The sequence below is a fragment of the Rickettsia endosymbiont of Pantilius tunicatus genome (genome assembly GCF_964291875.1).
Lineage (GTDB): Bacteria > Pseudomonadota > Alphaproteobacteria > Rickettsiales > Rickettsiaceae > Rickettsia.
Window position 1 is genome coordinate 1018750 of the sequence record NZ_OZ198175.1, and the last position, 16960, is coordinate 1035709.

The window sequence follows — 16960 nt, forward strand, 5'->3', positions numbered from 1 at the left end:
ATATTAATATAAATTAACTTTTTGATATATCACAAGCGTGCAAATCTTGCCTAAATTTGAATGTACTATTTTTATTTAAGATTGTACGATAAATCTGAATATTCTCAAGAACTCTTTGAACATAATCTCTTGTTTCTCGATAAGGTATAAGCTCCATCCAGTCGATAACTTTCCTCATATCCTTGATATTCCTTGGATCACCAAATCTATCTATCCACTTTAAGACATTGTGACTGCCAGCATTATAAGATGCAATCGATAAAATATAAGATCCACGATGATCACCTAGTAATTGCTTAAAGTGATGAGTACCAAGTTTAATATTATATGCAGGATTTTTAGTTAAATCTGCTACACTACATTTAACGCTTATAGATTTAGCAGTATCACAAGCGGTTTTGTCAATAAGCTGCATTAAGCCCCTAGCATTTGCACTACTTACCGCTTTATGATCAAAAACTGATTCTTGCCTAATTATTCCATAAATTAAATGAGGATCTATAGGAAGCCCTGCAAGATTATAAGGTGTTGGGAAAGCACAATTTGGAATAAAAATATTATTTTGAGCAGCAATTTTTGCAACATCAACCATATAGTTAGCATTATTAGTTGACTTAATAATATTTGCGATTACTAAAGTTTCAGCAGGATTCTTAGTCTCTTTAATAGCAGCTTTAGAATATATAACGGCTAATTTATTTTTATCATATTTAACTAATAATCTTATTGCTTTAATAATATCTTTATTCTCAATAGCTTTTCTTTCTTCATTATTAACTGCAGGTACAGGAGGCAATACTAAATTAGTCTTATTTAACTCAATACTTGCTACCTGACCATAAAAGGTAAAAGAGTATTTAGCAGCCTGTTCGTAAAATTGTTTGGCAGTTTGTTTATTGCCTTTTGCTTCGTAACTTCGTCCTAACCAATAATATCCACGTGCTAAACTAATTGGAGTTTTAACAATTTTGATAAATTTATTAAAATGTGCTAATGCCTGATCAGGCTTTTTTAAAAAGCTTAGAGACAGCCATCCAGCCATCCACTCTTGCTCTCTTATCGTTTCAGGACAGGTAGCAAAGGGCAAGGATGCTATTTTGTAGCTATTAGCAAAATCTTTATAATCGATAAACTCACGAGCATAGTAGAGCTGCAAGCGACACCATTTAGCAAAATGCTTACGATTATTCTTTGCTTTCTTAAATAAAGTAATAATTTCGCCAGTTGGTTTTTGTTTTTTCTTAGAATCTAAGTAACGATATAACAAACCAGAAGTATAATATTTTTCAGAGACTTTTCGGAAAAGCTTTTCAGCATTTGGCGATTTATTTATAATAGCAATTTGAGCTCTAAAAGAGTTTTGATAATTACGATCTACATATTTTAGTGATTGCTCAGCTGATCTAATATCAGATTTCCAAAGATGTTCTTCTATTCGTTCTAAATGATCATTTATAGTTAAGTATTTTTTCCATCTGCTATAATATGTACTTTCTTCTTCAGGACTAAAATCAGCATATATCCAAGCATCCTTAATAATAGGTAATAATATTTTTTGATCATTAACTAAGCTACTTGCAGCTAATGCATAATATTTATAACCTTTACCAGTAAGAGGAGGATGCTTACTAAACCATTCAAAAATTGTTTTTTTATTTGTATTATTATTTAAATATTTTTCTGCTTTTTCTTCTAATAGCTTACCTTGAGACCAATTTGGATTATCACTCAAAAACTTAATTATTTGCTCAAAGCTATTATTTGGATAATCGCTATCTAAAAATCTTTGCGACAGAATAATCTTTGTTAAAGCTTTGTTATTTAACTCCCTAGATAACTGCTCTGCCTGTGACCAATTTTTTTGATCTATATATAAAAAAGCTTGCTCTATATTATTGTTAGATTCAGCAAATACTTTAAAATTTGCTGCTAATGAGAGCAAAATAATAATTGATAACTTTTTTATTATTTTCATATTTTTTAAATATATTCAGTTTTTTTATCATCCCGTGATGGCATTGCCCGCGTGGATCATTTTCTCCTGTCATCCCGTGATGGCATTGTTGCGTGATTCCGATGTCATTCCTGCGTAGATGGGCATGACATTGAAGCCACAAGCAACTAGATGACCATTAAATATTTATAGTTCTTTTATCCACCCCAAGAGCTGCTTCTTTAATTGCCTCGCTCAACGTTGGGTGGGCGTGGCAAGTTCTTGCTATATCTTCTGCAGCTGCACCGAATTCCATATAAGCCGTAAGCTCGGCGATTAAAGTTCCTGCATCAGCCCCGATAATATGAGCCCCTAAAACCTTATCAGTTTTACTATCGGCAAGAATCTTCACCATCCCTTCAGTTCTACCTACTGCCCTTGCTCTACTATTAGCTAAAAATGGGAACTTACCCACTTTGTAGCTAACACCTTTTTCCTTTAATTGCTCTTCAGTTTTACCAACACTTGCTACTTCAGGAAAAGTATATATTACACTTGGAATCAGGTTATAATTTACATGACCAGCCTGCCCTGCCATAATTTCGGCAGCAGCTACTGCTTCTTCTTCAGCCTTGTGTGCAAGCATAGCACCTTTTACAACATCACCAACTGCGTAAATGTTTGGTACACTTGTTTGGAAATGCTCGTTAATCTCGATTCTACCTTGTTTATCTGTAGCAATGCCGACGGCTTCAAGACCTAAATTTTGCGTGTAGGCTTTTCTGCCGACTGACATAAGTACTACATCCGAAGTTATTACAGAGCTTTTACCCCCCTCCTCGATTGTAAGGTTAACTTTACCGGATTTTACCTCCGCAGATAATACTTTAGTGTTTAGCTTAAACTCTATTCCTTGTTTTTGCTGAAGCTTCATAAATTGGCTAGCGACTTCTTTGTCAAGCATCGGTACTATACTAGGTGCATATTCTACCACTGTTACCTTAGAACCTAGACGTCTCCAAACAGAGCCAAGTTCTAAACCGATATAGCCACCACCCACTACTATTAAATTTTCAGGCACTTTTGAAAGCTTTAAGGCACCAGTCGAGGAAACTATAAACTCTTCATCAATCTTAATATTTGGAATTTCTATAACGTACGATCCTGTAGCAATTAAAATATTTTTAGCCGAAATCTGCTCACCACCTATTTCAATAATATTATTTGATATAATTTTAGCTTCACCTTTTATTCTAGTAATTTTATTTTTAGCAAATAAACTTTCTATACCTTTTGTAAGGTCTGAAACCACTTTATCTTTATTAGCAAGCATTTTTTGTAAATCTAGTTTCACTTCCGCAGTAATACCAATATTCTCAAAATGCTTTAAAGCTTCTTCATATTTTTCAGAAGAATTAAGAAGTGCTTTAGAGGGGATGCATCCTATATTTAGACATGTACCACCAAGCATATCATTTTTTTCAATGCACGCTACTTTCATACCAAGCTGCGCTGCTCTGATACTACCTGTATAACCGGCAGGACCGCTTCCTATTACTACTAAATCAAATTCTTGCATATTTGTTGACCTTACATTTTTTTCAAAAAATACTATATTATAACTTTTATAACAACTTTAATCTTATACTATTTTTATTAGGTGAAGCAATAAAACTAATTAAGGTAATATGATCTTCAAAGCCATTTTTATGATTTTGTAGCAAAGAATACATTTTTTTAGAAATAGAGTAATTTTGACGTAGAATTAACGAGTTTGACTCGCCTATATTTTTTATTTCTCTCATTAACCCTAATGGATTATCAAATTTCAGCTCTACATTTTCGTAATCAACAATTACTTCATTAAAGCCCGCTTGTGATAATAAGATTGGAACGTGATCGAAATGAATAAACGGTGAGATATGAGGGGAATGTTGAGAGCTACTTTCTATCTCAAGCTCTATTAAAAATTTACGCAAATTTTGAAGACTGCTACCTCCAATAAAATTACCAACAAAAACACCATCACTTTTTAGGAATTTTCTTATATTAAACAAAAAACGCTGTAAATCATTTATAGAGTGCAAACCTAAAGAATAAACTATTAAATCAAATGAACCCTCTAGAAATTCTAAATGCTCCTCATCAATACATAACTTATTATTATGCTCAAATGAATCAAGCAATAAATGCGACATATCAGTTGCAGTAATTTTAGCATCCTTATAGATAACCTTTAATAATTTAGTCAGATAACCACATTTAGCGGATATTTCTAAAATATTAGAAAAGTTTTTATTGATCATTTTTAAACGATCAATTAGATCATCTGCTGCCTGCTTTATAAATAAGCTGTTGCTAATTCCAATTACTGCATTATTGCGGTTATTTTTTAGCTTCGATCGATCAAATATAGACATTATTAATCTTAATATAATTCTTTTATTTCTGGATAAGGATAGATTTGGTGAGGATAATATTTACCATCTTTTTTGCTTTTAAAACGTGATTTTGGAAGTCTTAATTGCATATCTTTTAGAAATTTTTGCTGTCTTTTTATGTGCATATTATAGGGAAAATTTTGATCTAATTTCGTAAAATCTGGCTGAAATAAATCAGTTTGATTTTTATTATTTGGAAAAGGATTTGCTTGGTTTTCTTTTGATGGCTTTACACTATTTAGGGCTGGATCTTTAAAATAAATAGGCTCTAATAACTTTTCTTTGATACCTTCCTTAAGATATTTTTTTTATTTTTTACTAATGAATCTTTATTTTTAAAACTTTCCATAACATATATCGAATTATTTATTACATATTTTGATTTATTATCTTCTGCTAAAGCTTTATAACTATTTAAACATAATAATGCTATCAATATAAACTTTCTAAACATTAATACCTACCTATTATATTGAGTTTATTAAAATAAATTAATAAATACAAAATGCAAGTATTAATGAGTAATTAATTATTTATTATATGAGGGTAACACAGCGTTATTATAGTATTTTTGCTTATAATATATTTTATAATTCTCACTTCTTATACTATTAGACCACTGTTCTTGCTGTTTTTTCATATTATAATTTAAAGAGTCAGATTTATTAGTTTGAAAATTATCTTCACAAAACTTAAAGAAATTTGAAATAATTACTTCGGCTTTATTGTTTTCTTTTTCAATAAATTGCGTAGAAAAATTGCTAGGACTATTATGATCTAAATAAAATTTTCTATATCCTTCATAAATTTTATTTTCTTTTTTAACCTGTTTTTCTGAAAAAGAAAATTTTCTTTCAAATGATTTATGTATTTCGGTGCAATCACTCCAGGGCAATTTTATAGTTTCCTGCTCTATTACTATATCTTGAGTAATTTCTGTAACTTGAATATCGTTAAAATTGGCATTAATTTTTACCGCACTTATTAATATTACAAAACATATTATTGATCTAATACTCATAAATTTAGTTAATTTTAACTGGGATTGGGACCATAATACTACTTTTATATCTTTTATTACTAGTAAAAAATGGCTTTTTTTGAACTTTATGATTACTGACTACAACCTTATCCACTAAAATATCCTCACTATTACTTAAGTAATTATGCAATGATTCTTTATAAAGAGCCATATTACTTGCTATTTTTACTACATCCTGGTTATACTTAAAACCTAAAGAATGAGTAGCTGAATGATAATGTGCTATAGCTTTATGCCAGTTTTTAAGTTGATCATATTTTGAACGTAGAAATTCTGCACCATAACGAACATTATTACTTGGCTCAAATGCTTGATCAAGAGAGTTAAAAGCCCCTAGATGATGCCTTAAATTAATCTGCATACATCCAATATCGATGCTTTCATGCCCTCTTATAATCTCTTTTCTTACAAAATTTACTGCCTCTCTTTTAGTATTAAAGTAATAACCTTTACCCTCAACATTAACAGTCCAAGACCATACTACTCTAAGGTTACGAGTTTTATGTTTTTTACCCGACTCCTTTAAAGCAATTGAATGAAGCGTGTTAGACGGGATATTAAATTTTTTTTCAAAATAAGGGAAAAGTTTAGAACATTTTAAAGACTCAGCTATTTCAAGATCAGCAATAGCTATTGATGAAAAGAAGATATAAGGAATTGCGAAGATCAATAGCTTAACAAACATTTACCCTAAATTATTTTAATTATTTTTGGATAAATTAACGTAACATAACTTTTCTAATTAAGCAAGAAAAGTTATATTACAAAAGATTAAATAATTATTCTAAATTATTAACATCTATATTACTTTCTACTTCCCCTAAGGTTTTTAATAATTGTTCTAATTCAGAAAATAGATTTGTTAATTTGACTTCGAGTATTTTTATATTATTGCTTAGGGTTAACTCTGGCTGCTTATAAAATATCTCTTTACCTGATTCTATGGGTTTTACAATGTCAAATCTTACCTTAAAATATGGTATTAATTTTTGGAAATGCAGTATATTAATATTATTAAGATTTTTCAATAAAACGGATAGGTTAAAAAAATTTAGGAGTTTTTAAGACATAAAGTAGAATGCCATAACTCTCTTTATAGGACAAAAAAAGTTATGACATTTAATAATTTTAATTGTTATTAGCTATGATTACTTATTATATCACATGCAAGACCAATTAATTCGTTTGCATCTGCATCACTAAGATTGCGTGCTATATGAGGAGCAATATCAAATAGCGTTTCTATATTATAATCTACTGTTGCAGCAAGATTTTGTGCCCTAGTTGGTAAATCTGTATTAGCTTCACTTTGAACATTAGGTTGAGAGTTAGTATTTTGAGGATTATTTATTATATCAGGAGCTATATTAGCTAACCCCTCAAGATTACCACCTGACGCATCTACAAGATTCATCGCCTGAGTAAAAAAGTCTCTAGCTGTTCTACCTTGATGATCAGCATTTCCTCCCAAAATTTGAGTGAACCAATCAGTCGAAGTTGACATTTGATTAACAGGCATACCTAAAATATCGTTTTCCACACTTGTAGCTTCCGCTTGTTCACTATCATTATTTGCTTCAGGTAGATTTTCTTGTTCCTGAATTTTAAGGGTATTAAATTGTACTCCAAGTACTACAAATTCACTATCTTCAACAAGTGCTTCATATTCTGCATATGCTTTCATTACAGTTGGATATTCCTTATGGGTATCAGGAATAACAAATAAACCTTGTTTTTTTATCCGCTTCATCTAATAATATATTAAATATTTTAGATTTGAGTGGATCATTTCGAGTTGCTTGTAAATTTTGTGACATAAGATCCAATATCTTTTTACCACCTGCTATGTCTTGCTTACCATCCCAGCCTCTACCTAAACTTAAGTAAGTTATTCCTTTCCCTTGAGCTTTTTCTAACATCACTGACAAGGTTTCCCATACATGGGTAGCATTTTTACCTTCTGCCTCCAATTCAAGAGCAACTTTTGTGAATTTAACAGGTATGTATAAGGTATTGTACTATTTACAGAATTAAATATAGACAAGCTTGTTCCCTCAACTGTAGGGTTAAAGTTTTTTACTGCTTTAGCAAATAATGGGCTATTTTTAACTATCTCAGGTAACTTTTGAAGAGCTTCAAAACCCCCAAAATCTATAAGACTCCATTCTTTATTATCTCTGACAATTTTATCTAAGTTTTCTCTAAGGCTATGAATTGAATATTGCTGCATATTTAAATACTCCATATGTTTATAAAGACTTATTAGCAAAAACCATAAAATATGGTTTTATTAATTTTTGTAAAGATACAATATGCTATATTATTAATATATGTCAAGAAAAACCATGAAACATGGTAATTTATTTTCGTATTTTTACCACATTTTTTAAAAAATAACTCATTTTAAAATACATTATTAACAAAAATTCATAATCAACTATAAAATTTAATTATTATTAATAAAGGTATTTATGGCAGGTAACGAAATTGAGCAACTATCTTCTAAATTGTTTATATACTTAAAGACACTGATCAAACTAAAAATGCAAATATTCAAGCTTCATGCGATAATTTAGCTAATTCTATTATAAATATTAATAAGGAATTAAATTCAGAAACAGCTACAACTTATCTAACTGAAATAGAAAAAATAAACAAACAAATTCCTGACTTTAAAGAAAAAAACTAGCTCAAATGCTAACAGCCATAAAAGATACTTTACCTTCTATTCAAAATCCCGAAGTAAAAGAAATTCTTGATATGCCACTAGTAGAATATTTGTCAGAAAAAAAATCTAAAGAATATAATCAAGAAAAAGAAAATTTTCCCCAAAAAAATAAAGTTAATCAAAAAGCTGTTTCTGATCTTATACGTGATAGAAGAGTTGCAAGTCTTCAAGAATTTAAAAAAGAGGGTGATAAAAGTGAGGGAGTATCAGGAGGCTATATAGCAAATGAACAGGCAACACATAACACTTTTATGCTTAAAAATTTTTATAAGAAAGGAGCAGATGTAGAAACAACTCAACAATGGATGGATCGAAATGACGCAGTGCGTGAATTAATAGGCGGTAATATGTATGAGCAATTATTATATAATCGTGCTCCCAAAGAAGAGTTAGTAACTGGTTATGCAACCCCTAAACTACCTAATTTTGTTTCTAAACTCTTATATGTACGTTCTAAATTTTTAGAGAATACTGAACATTTGGGAGAGGTATTAAAAGAAACTAATGTACCAAAATTAGCCGGCTTTGAAAAAGCTATTGCTGCCTCTCATATATTAGGCGAATCGGATTATCATACTCAAAATTTAATGGTTCAAAATAATGATACTGTAGTAAAGATTGATCATGGGAGATCTTTTATGAATTTTAATAAAGATTTTACTTCAATGCTTCAGGATGCAAATGAAAAGTTTGAACGCTTTGGATATAACAGAAACATAGAAAAAGGACAATTAACATTTAATGTTAAGGAATATAGTAAATCACTAAATCAAATGCTTAATCAATTAGATGATAATCAGATTGATAATATAATTGATCAGAAAGTAGACGAATTAGTGAAAAATGGGTTTGATGCTAAAGGGATATGTCCGGGTAAACTGGATATAAAAGGACTAGATACGAGCGTTATTTTTAATAACGAACAAGAGCTAAGAAAATATTATAAAGATAATATCAAAGAAAATCTTTCTAAAATGAAAGAAATAGCAAAAAAAGTTGATATAGTGGCAAAATATAGTAACCCTTCACCAGAATTTGAAAATGGTAAATGGTTAAAAGATATGGCTAATTCGCCTATGCAAGATCCAGTATAGCTTAATGCGATAAGATAGTGACTTAGAGTATGAGTTAGATTATACTAAATGAAAAACTTATGGCAAAGGCATATTCATACGATTTAAGAATACGAGTAATAAAAAGTTTAACAGATGGTAAAACAATAAAAGAGACTTCTGAGATATACTCTATTAGTAGGAAGACTATAATAGAATGGAAAAAATTAAAGAAACAAACCGGCGATATCAAAGCAAAAAGTGGTTATCATACAGGACATCGTAGAATAATAAGAGACATAGAGGGATTTAAAAAATTTATAGAATTAAATTTTGATAAAACCACCATGGAACTAGCTAACAACTGGAGTCAAAAAGTATCTGCAAGTACGATATCAAGATTGCTTAATAAATTAGGTTATAGTTATAAAAAAAACTTTTCTTCATCCCAAAAGAGATGTTGGTCTAAGGAATGAGTTTATATTGAAACTAAAAACTATAGACAAACAAGATTTAGTATTTATCGATGAATCTGGGATAGAAGATAATAGCTGTAGAGAACACGGGTGGAGCATTATCGGTCAAAGATGTTATGGTGAAAGGGTCTATCAACATAAATCACGGATTAGTATGATTGCTGGGGTGTCTGCCAAAGATATTATTGCCCCAATAATATTTGATGGGACATGTAATAAGGACATTTTTGAAACTTATGTACAAGAGATATTGATCAAAGAGTTAAAGCCTGGTCAGATAGTAGTAATGGATAATATTAATTTTCATAAAAGTACAAAAGTGAAAACGTTAATTGAATCTGTTGGTTGCAGTATTTTATTTTTACCAACTTACTCTCCTGATTTAAATCCTATTGAGCATTACTGGTTTAAAATCAAGAACGAAATAAGAAAAACTGTTTCTAATTTTGAGCACTTTTTTGATGCGGTTTACTATGCTCTTGAAAAAGTCACTACCTTATCGCATTAAGCTATAGCATATGCAGCACATAATGATATTCAAATTGAAGGCAAAAACGCCTTACAGTGGGCACATGAAAATAACTATAAAATTGAAATATCAACATCAGAAGTAAAAACTGAAAAAGTAACAGAAAACCAATGGAGTAAAAATGCAAACGGAAAATGGGAAGAGACTTCGGTAGAAGTAGAAAAAAACAAAAAGAATACCGATCTATAGACCCTCTAAAATATATATTGTCTAGAAATCAAGTTGCAATATCAAAATCAGAAAAAGAGTTTTTAAATCAAGCTATAAACTTAGATATAAAAAACAATCTTGATGAGTCTTATAAAGAAAATACACGCTTTAAAGATGATAATATAATTAAAAATCTTAGTAGAGACGATAAAGCTATAAATGCTGAAATTGAAAAATTATAGTAAATTAAGTTGAGGTTTGAGTATAGGGATGATATATATAAAGGAAAATGCCAAGATCATATAGTCAAGATTTTAGAAAAAGAGTTATAGGATATGTAGAAAGAGGTAATAGCTGCAATAGCACTGCGATAAGATTTGAAATAGCAGCAAACACAGTAAGGAATTGGTATAAGAGATATAAGTCCGAAGGACATTATTTAGCAAGAAGAATAGGAGGCAAAAAAGGACGGGTAACAAGTCAAGATGTTGAGTTGTACGTGAGTTCTAATCCTAATTTCACATTATTAGAAATGGGTACGTATTTTAATATGAGTTCTGTGGGTGCGTATTATTGGTTAAAGCAACTAGGTTTTAGCTATAAAAAAAAGACTTTTCCTACTTGGAAGCAAGTCAAGAAAAGCGAGATAAGTACCAAGAGGTCATAAAAGATACACCAATAGAACATCTTGTATATATTGATGAAAGTGGTATTGAGATAAATATCTGCAAAGATAGAGGATGGGGCAAAAAAAGCGAAAAACTTATTGGTAAAAAAAGCGGTAAATATTACAACAGAACAAATATCATAGCTGGTTATGTTAATAAAGAGTGTATAGCACCGATGATATTTAATGGAACATGTAATAGACAATTATTTGAAAGTTGGGTTGGAGAATTTTTAATAAAAGAGCTAAAACCTGGACAAGTTGTAGTGATGGATAACGCTGCTTTCCATAAGTCTCAAAGGACCAAAGAACTAATAGAATCAGTAGGTTGTAGGATAATATTCTTACCACCTTACTCCCCTGATCTAAATCCAATAGAGAAATTTTGGACCAATATGAAGCGATGGATTAAAGCTACAATTACTCAATTTGATCAATTATATAATGCTTTAATTCAATTCTTTAATACGCAAACTTCAACTTAATTTACCATAGCTCAAAAATTTGTAAAAATAATTCAGAAAATACTATAACAATAGAAGCAATGGAAAAATTATATGATGATACGCTTCAGGTGATGAAAGATAAAAAATTGCTAACAGATCAAGATATAGCAATTATTAAAAATGATAAAGGTTTTCAAGAGAGAATTAAAAATACTACAGAATTCATAAATAATGATAACAAAATTGATATATCAAAAACAGATAAAGTTCATTATAAATTAGCAAAATTTTGTAAAAAAAATTGGTTTTAAAGGGATAGCAAATGATCTTAAAGCAAGAATTAATCCTGAAACATTAAACAAAATTAATAAATTTGAAAATGTACAAAATATTACGTCAGATATAAGGGAGGTATTAATGAATAATAGAAGCGGAAAAGAAGGAATTCAAACAGCAAGACTTAATAAAATGAACGTAAAATTAGATATCCAACCAAAATTAAATATAATACCAAAAAACCGTAAACAAGAAAGTTCTCAAAGATAATTGATTTAATATGGTCGATATATTGTAACTATATAAATTGGTAATTGACGGATTAGACAAAAAAGTTTATTATCACCTCAAGTTAAATATAGTTAGGACATGTATGAAAGTCGTTAGTTCGTTAAAATCATTGAAAAAACGTGATAAAGATTGCCAAATCGTTAAAAGAAGAGGCAAGATTTTTGTAATAAATAAAAAGAATAAAAGATTTAAAGCAAAACAAGGTTAAATATTTTTAAAGTATAGATAAAATGGCAGGACACTCAAAGTTTAAAAATATTCAACATCGTAAAGGTGCTCAAGATAAGAAAAGAGCAAAAGTTTTTACTAAATTAATCCGTGAGATAGTTACTGCCATCAAAGCTGGCTCTACAAACCCCGATAATAATCCACGCCTTAGAACTGCTTTAGCCACTGCCCGCAGCCAAAATCTTCCTAAAGAAAGAATTGATAAAGCTATTAATAGTGCTAATGATTCTTCTAATAACGAGAATTATACAGAAATTAGATATGAAGGGTATGCACCCGGCGGTATTGCTATAATAGTTGAGGCTTTAACTGATAATAAAAATCGTACTGCTGCTGAGGTACGCTCTAGCTTTACTAAATATGGCGGTAATTTAGGTGAAACTGGTAGTGTTAATTTTTTATTCAAACATTGTGGTGTCATTCAATATCCTTTAGAAATTAGCTCAGCTGAAAGTATTTTAGAAACTGCGATAGAAGCAGGAGCGGATGATATAGTCTCAGATGAGTTATTTCATACTATATACACTGATATTGAAAATTTTACTAAGGTGCTAGAATTTCTAACGGATAAATATGGTACTGCTGAAGAAGCTTATATAGGATGGATTCCTTTAAATACAATAATTATCGATGATAAAGAAAAAGCTGGAAAGCTTTTAAAGCTTGTTGATCTTTTGGAAGAAAGCGACGATGTGCAGAGAGTTTTTGGTAATTACGAATTATCAGATGAAATTTATGAAATTTTACAAGGTAGCGAATGAATAATATTCAAATAATTATTTTAGCAGCTGGCAAAGGCAGCAGAATGGAGTCTGATTTACCAAAAGTAATGCATGAAGTTGGTGGCGTTCCAATGCTTGAAACAGTATTAAAGAACTCCCTTAAAGTAACTAATGACGTTATTATAGTTTATTCAGAAGATTTAAAAAAATATTTGACACCTTATGAAAATATGTGTCGTTTTGCTCTGCAAAAAGAACCTAAAGGTACAGCTCACGCAACTCATGCAGCAATAGATTTGATTGATGAGAATAAAACAACTTTAGTGTTATACGGTGATCACCCACTTATTACTCCAGACTTAATGAATGAATTAGTAGAATACCTAAATTTTAGCAATGCTTCATTAGTAACATTATGTTTTGAGAGAGATGATCCCGCTTTTTATGGTAGAATCTCCATAGATCAAAATGGTGAATTTTTGGAAATAATTGAATATAAAAATGCTACTGAAGAACAAAAGAAAATAAAGCTTTGTAATTCCGGAATTATGGCATTTAATCCTGGAATTTTAAATAAATATCTCCCCCTATTTGCTAATGATTCTAGGGATAATAAAGAAGTTTATTTAACAGAACTGGTAAAATTGTGTAAAGATAACGGAAAAAAAGTTTCGTATTTATTATCTGATAATCATGATCTAATTGTTGGTGTTAACACTAAAAATGAGCTTCTGGAAGCTAACAATATTTTTTCAAATAATAAATTATTATAGCTCTCATAAATGGATAATAAATTAAATTTGTATTTTAGATAAGAATTGCTTTTCATCTTAAATACTCATTATTCATGGATAGATGGCCGAGCGGTTTAAGGCGCACGCCTGGAAAGCGTGTTCACGGCAACGTGTCGGGGGTTCGAATCCCCCTCTATCCGCCAGCTAAAAATTAACACATATTAAGTAGTACTTTTTTCTAAAGCTTTTATTTTCTTTTCTCTCTACCGTTATATATTCCTAAAAAAATTGATATACGAATATACAAAACTCTTCATTATTTTGAATTTCTATTCGATTATACTACCAATCAAGTGATAAATTTTAACCTATAGCTTAATGCGATAAGATAATGACTTAGAGTATGAGTTAGATTATACTAAATGAAAAACTTATGGCAAAGGCATATTCATACGATTTAAGAATACGAGTAATAAAAAGTTTAACAGATGGTAAAACAATAAAAGAGACTTCTGAGATATACTCTATTAGTAGGAAGACTATAATAGAATGGAAAAAATTAAAGAAACAAACCGGCGATATCAAAGCAAAAAGTGGTTATCATACAGGACATCGTAGAATAATAAGAGACATAGAGGGATTTAAAAAATTTATAGAATTAAATTTTGATAAAACCACCATGGAACTAGCTAACAACTGGAGTCAAAAAGTATCTGCAAGTACGATATCAAGATTGCTTAATAAATTAGGTTATAGTTATAAAAAAAACTTTTCTTCATCCCAAAAGAGATGTTGGTCTAAGGAATGAGTTTATATTGAAACTAAAAACTATAGACAAACAAGATTTAGTATTTATCGATGAATCTGGGATAGAAGATAATAGCTGTAGAGAACACGGGTGGAGCATTATCGGTCAAAGATGTTATGGTGAAAGGGTCTATCAACATAAATCACGGATTAGTATGATTGCTGGGGTGTCTGCCAAAGATATTATTGCCCCAATAATATTTGATGGGACATGTAATAAGGACATTTTTGAAACTTATGTACAAGAGATATTGATTAAAGAGTTAAAGCCTGGTCAGATAGTAGTAATGGATAATATTAATTTTCATAAAAGTACAAAAGTGAAAACGTTAATTGAATCTGTTGGTTGCAGTATTTTATTTTTACCAACTTACTCTCCTGATTTAAATCCTATTGAGCATTACTGGTTTAAAATCAAGAACGAAATAAGAAAAACTGTTTCTAATTTTGAGCACTTTTTTGATGCGGTTTACTATGCTCTTGAAAAAGTCACTACCTTATCGCATTAAGCTATACAGTAAAAATTCCTATTGACTTTTATATAAAAAGGTATAATTTCTTTACAATTTAATTTTTCGTAAAGGGTTTATGCTAGGTTGCGCAAAAGAGCAAAGAAGCTTAACAAGAGAGCAAAAGCAAGCAGTTGGATTGCTATCAATCGGTACGTTTTTAGAGTACTTTGATTTGATGTTATACGTGCATATGGCTTTACTTTTAAATACTTTATTTTTTCCAGAATATGATCCATTTACTTTTGCACTGTTATCTGCTTTTTCCTTTTGTTCTACGTACCTTTTAAGACCTCTAGGAGCTTTTAATATTTGGATATATAGGAGATCATCTGGGGCGAAAAATAGTAGTGATATTAACCACTATTTTAATGGCTGTAACTTGTGTAATTATAGGAAGTATTCCAACATATGCACAGATAGGAATAACAGCATCTTGGGTTCTTACTATTTGTCGTGTAGTTCAAGGAATGTCGGCTACTGCAGAATCTAGAGGGGCTGAATTGTATTTGACTGAAAGCTCAGCTCCACCTATTCGGTATCCATTAGTAGCCTTAATAACTGTTTTTTCTGCAGTTGGTACTACAGTAGCACTCGGTATTGCAGCAATTTTTACCAATCAAAATATTTATCAAAATGAATCAAGTTGGCGTATAGCTTTTTTCGTAGGAGCAGGTATTGCATTTGTTGGTACTATAGCACGAACCAGCTTAAAAGAGGCTGATGAATTTGTAAATAAAAAGAAAAAACTAAAGTTGAGGCTTAAAGACAATAATATCAAAATTGATGAAATTGATAAGGAAGTCTTAAATCAAAAAGTACCGAATGCTACGTCTATTTGGTACTTTTTTATTCAATGTGCTAGACCACCGTGCTTTTATTTCATATATATATTGTGGCGATATACTAAAAAGAGAGTGTGGATTTACTCCTAATCAGGTTATAAATCAAAATTTTTGGGTATCTATAGTAGATTTATTTGGTATTATTGGACTCGCTTGGCTTAGTTATAAAGTTTATCCTTTAAAGATACTTAAGATAAAACTATATTTGTTTTTCGCATCAATAATTTTTTTCCCTGTAATGTTACATTATAATCCTACCTCCCATTACATTTTTATTTTCCAGTGTTTAGCGGCATTATTTGTATTTGATCATGTTCCTGCAACACCTATATTTTATCAGTATTTTCCTATTTTCAAAAGATTTACTTATACTAGTATGTTAAGTGCAATAGCAAAGTTATTTACTTATCTCATAACATCATTTGGTTTAGTTTATAATACTAATTACCTAGGATATTGGGGATTATTTTTAATTTTTGCTCCTATAGGTATAACTTATTTTATGGGAGTAAGTTATTTTGAAAAAATGGAAAAGGGTTGTGATTTATAGCTGTATTAAAAATAGTACCATTTATTAAATTAAATTTTAAATTATTTTTGTAACACTCATTATATATAAGTTCAGAAACTATAGAAATTTCAAGCATCTCACTTAAAATTAAAAACTTCCTCAAAGTTTCTTGTATAATTTTTTGTGCTTTCTCAGGAGATTTAGCCCCTAAGGTTTGTACGTTATGGATGCGGTCAAATAGCTTAATTAATACTGTGTCGTATCGTTTTTGTTTAACTAATATATTCAGGCTTTCTTCAGCACTAATTTTTCCATAAGGTTTAACTCTGGTTAAGCCCTCTACATGCTTTGCAACTTCTTCCCCAAAGATTTCAGTAATCATTTTTTCAGTAAGTTCTGTATCTTCGATAGTATCATGAAGCAGTGCTGCTTGCATCATTGCAGATGTGTAAAGCTTTGGTACTTCTATGGCTGTAAACTCTGCCACCATAATTGCCTCTTCAATTGGATGAGAATAGTACGGATCGCCTGATGACTAACGAATATTAGAAATACCCTCAACGAACATTAAAA

The 16960-nt window shown here is 30.2% G+C and carries 22 protein-coding genes, 1 tRNA gene and 1 pseudogene; 13 read left to right on the forward strand and 11 right to left on the reverse strand.

The window, feature by feature from the left end; translation table 11 throughout:
• Positions 1-13: 13 nt before the first annotated feature.
• The 10 genes from ACICQC_RS05905 to ACICQC_RS05950 form a co-directional block, all read right to left on the reverse strand.
• Positions 14-1975 (reverse strand): transglycosylase SLT domain-containing protein, encoded by a 1962-nt coding sequence (locus tag ACICQC_RS05905; RefSeq protein ID WP_395476351.1) that lies wholly within the window; start codon positions 1973-1975, stop codon positions 14-16.
• 157 nt (positions 1976-2132) lie between these two features.
• Positions 2133-3512 carry a dihydrolipoyl dehydrogenase gene (gene lpdA / locus ACICQC_RS05910; RefSeq protein ID WP_395476352.1) on the reverse strand — a complete coding sequence of 460 codons (1380 nt, stop codon included), beginning with the start codon at positions 3510-3512 and terminating at the stop codon, positions 2133-2135.
• A 46-nt stretch (positions 3513-3558) separates the two neighbouring features.
• Positions 3559-4353 carry a methyltransferase domain-containing protein gene (locus tag ACICQC_RS05915; protein WP_395476353.1) on the reverse strand — a complete coding sequence of 265 codons (795 nt, stop codon included), beginning with the start codon at positions 4351-4353 and terminating at the stop codon, positions 3559-3561.
• Positions 4354-4642: 289 nt separating this feature from the next.
• On the reverse strand, positions 4643-4828 hold the full coding sequence (locus tag ACICQC_RS05920; protein WP_395476354.1) for a hypothetical protein: 186 nt from the start codon (positions 4826-4828) through the stop codon (positions 4643-4645).
• 75 nt (positions 4829-4903) lie between these two features.
• Positions 4904-5395, reverse strand: coding sequence for a DUF2532 domain-containing protein (locus tag ACICQC_RS05925; protein ID WP_395476355.1), 492 nt, complete (start codon positions 5393-5395; stop codon positions 4904-4906).
• Between the two features lie 4 nt (positions 5396-5399).
• Positions 5400-6101, reverse strand: coding sequence for a lytic transglycosylase domain-containing protein (locus ACICQC_RS05930; protein WP_395476356.1), 702 nt, complete (start codon positions 6099-6101; stop codon positions 5400-5402).
• Positions 6102-6195: 94 nt separating this feature from the next.
• A complete protein-coding gene (locus tag ACICQC_RS05935; protein ID WP_395476357.1) occupies positions 6196-6444 on the reverse strand; it encodes a hypothetical protein in 249 nt (82 codons plus the stop codon).
• Positions 6445-6554: 110 nt separating this feature from the next.
• Positions 6555-7166 (reverse strand): hypothetical protein, encoded by a 612-nt coding sequence (locus tag ACICQC_RS05940; RefSeq protein WP_395476358.1) that lies wholly within the window; start codon positions 7164-7166, stop codon positions 6555-6557.
• Positions 7126-7335 (reverse strand): hypothetical protein, encoded by a 210-nt coding sequence (locus ACICQC_RS05945; RefSeq protein WP_395476359.1) that lies wholly within the window; start codon positions 7333-7335, stop codon positions 7126-7128. Before ACICQC_RS05945 ends, ACICQC_RS05940 begins: the two co-directional genes overlap by 41 nt.
• Complete coding sequence (locus ACICQC_RS05950; protein WP_395476360.1) at positions 7335-7646, reverse strand: hypothetical protein; 312 nt, start codon at positions 7644-7646, stop codon at positions 7335-7337. The genes ACICQC_RS05945 and ACICQC_RS05950 overlap by 1 nt, the downstream gene beginning before the upstream one ends.
• Before the next feature lie 464 nt (positions 7647-8110).
• Here ACICQC_RS05950 and ACICQC_RS05955 point away from each other — a divergent pair, with 464 nt between their 5' ends.
• From ACICQC_RS05955 to ACICQC_RS06015, 13 genes and pseudogenes are all read left to right on the forward strand, one after another.
• Positions 8111-9238 (forward strand): hypothetical protein, encoded by a 1128-nt coding sequence (locus ACICQC_RS05955; protein WP_395476361.1) that lies wholly within the window; start codon positions 8111-8113, stop codon positions 9236-9238.
• A gap of 59 nt (positions 9239-9297) precedes the next feature.
• Positions 9298-10180, forward strand: a protein-coding gene (locus ACICQC_RS05960) for an IS630 family transposase (protein WP_395476242.1) whose coding sequence is annotated in 2 segments (ribosomal slippage) — positions 9298-9624 and positions 9626-10180 — 882 coding nt in all. Because the reading frame shifts where the segments join, the coding sequence is not laid out codon by codon here.
• Between the two features lie 227 nt (positions 10181-10407).
• Positions 10408-10593, forward strand: coding sequence for a hypothetical protein (locus ACICQC_RS05965; RefSeq protein ID WP_395476362.1), 186 nt, complete (start codon positions 10408-10410; stop codon positions 10591-10593).
• Positions 10594-10640: 47 nt separating this feature from the next.
• On the forward strand, positions 10641-11018 hold the full coding sequence (locus tag ACICQC_RS05970; RefSeq protein ID WP_395476240.1) for an IS630 transposase-related protein: 378 nt from the start codon (positions 10641-10643) through the stop codon (positions 11016-11018).
• Positions 10973-11503, forward strand: a complete 531-nt coding sequence (locus ACICQC_RS05975) for an IS630 family transposase (RefSeq protein ID WP_395476334.1) — start codon at positions 10973-10975, stop codon at positions 11501-11503. The genes ACICQC_RS05970 and ACICQC_RS05975 overlap by 46 nt, the downstream gene beginning before the upstream one ends.
• 59 nt (positions 11504-11562) lie before the next feature.
• A complete protein-coding gene (locus ACICQC_RS05980; RefSeq protein ID WP_395476363.1) occupies positions 11563-11775 on the forward strand; it encodes a hypothetical protein in 213 nt (70 codons plus the stop codon).
• 106 nt (positions 11776-11881) lie between these two features.
• Positions 11882-12010, forward strand: coding sequence for a hypothetical protein (locus ACICQC_RS05985; RefSeq protein ID WP_395476364.1), 129 nt, complete (start codon positions 11882-11884; stop codon positions 12008-12010).
• 103 nt (positions 12011-12113) lie between these two features.
• Entirely contained in the window at positions 12114-12239 is a 126-nt protein-coding gene (gene ykgO, locus ACICQC_RS05990) for a type B 50S ribosomal protein L36 (RefSeq protein ID WP_004998227.1), read from the forward strand.
• Between the two features lie 22 nt (positions 12240-12261).
• Positions 12262-13020, forward strand: coding sequence for a YebC/PmpR family DNA-binding transcriptional regulator (locus ACICQC_RS05995; RefSeq protein WP_395476365.1), 759 nt, complete (start codon positions 12262-12264; stop codon positions 13018-13020).
• Positions 13017-13754 carry an NTP transferase domain-containing protein gene (locus ACICQC_RS06000; protein ID WP_395476366.1) on the forward strand — a complete coding sequence of 246 codons (738 nt, stop codon included), beginning with the start codon at positions 13017-13019 and terminating at the stop codon, positions 13752-13754. Before ACICQC_RS05995 ends, ACICQC_RS06000 begins: the two co-directional genes overlap by 4 nt.
• 76 nt (positions 13755-13830) lie before the next feature.
• A tRNA-Ser gene (locus ACICQC_RS06005) sits at positions 13831-13918 on the forward strand.
• 230 nt (positions 13919-14148) lie between these two features.
• Positions 14149-15031, forward strand: a protein-coding gene (locus ACICQC_RS06010; protein WP_395476242.1) for an IS630 family transposase whose coding sequence is annotated in 2 segments (ribosomal slippage) — positions 14149-14475 and positions 14477-15031 — 882 coding nt in all. Because the reading frame shifts where the segments join, the coding sequence is not laid out codon by codon here.
• Positions 15032-15110: 79 nt separating this feature from the next.
• Positions 15111-16426 (forward strand): annotated as a pseudogene (locus ACICQC_RS06015) (MFS transporter).
• Here ACICQC_RS06015 and ACICQC_RS06020 read toward each other — a convergent pair.
• Complete coding sequence (locus ACICQC_RS06020) at positions 16377-16877, reverse strand: HD domain-containing protein (protein ID WP_395476367.1); 501 nt, start codon at positions 16875-16877, stop codon at positions 16377-16379. The pseudogene ACICQC_RS06015 and the gene ACICQC_RS06020 sit on opposite strands and share 50 nt — an antisense overlap.
• Positions 16878-16960: the final 83 nt, after the last annotated feature.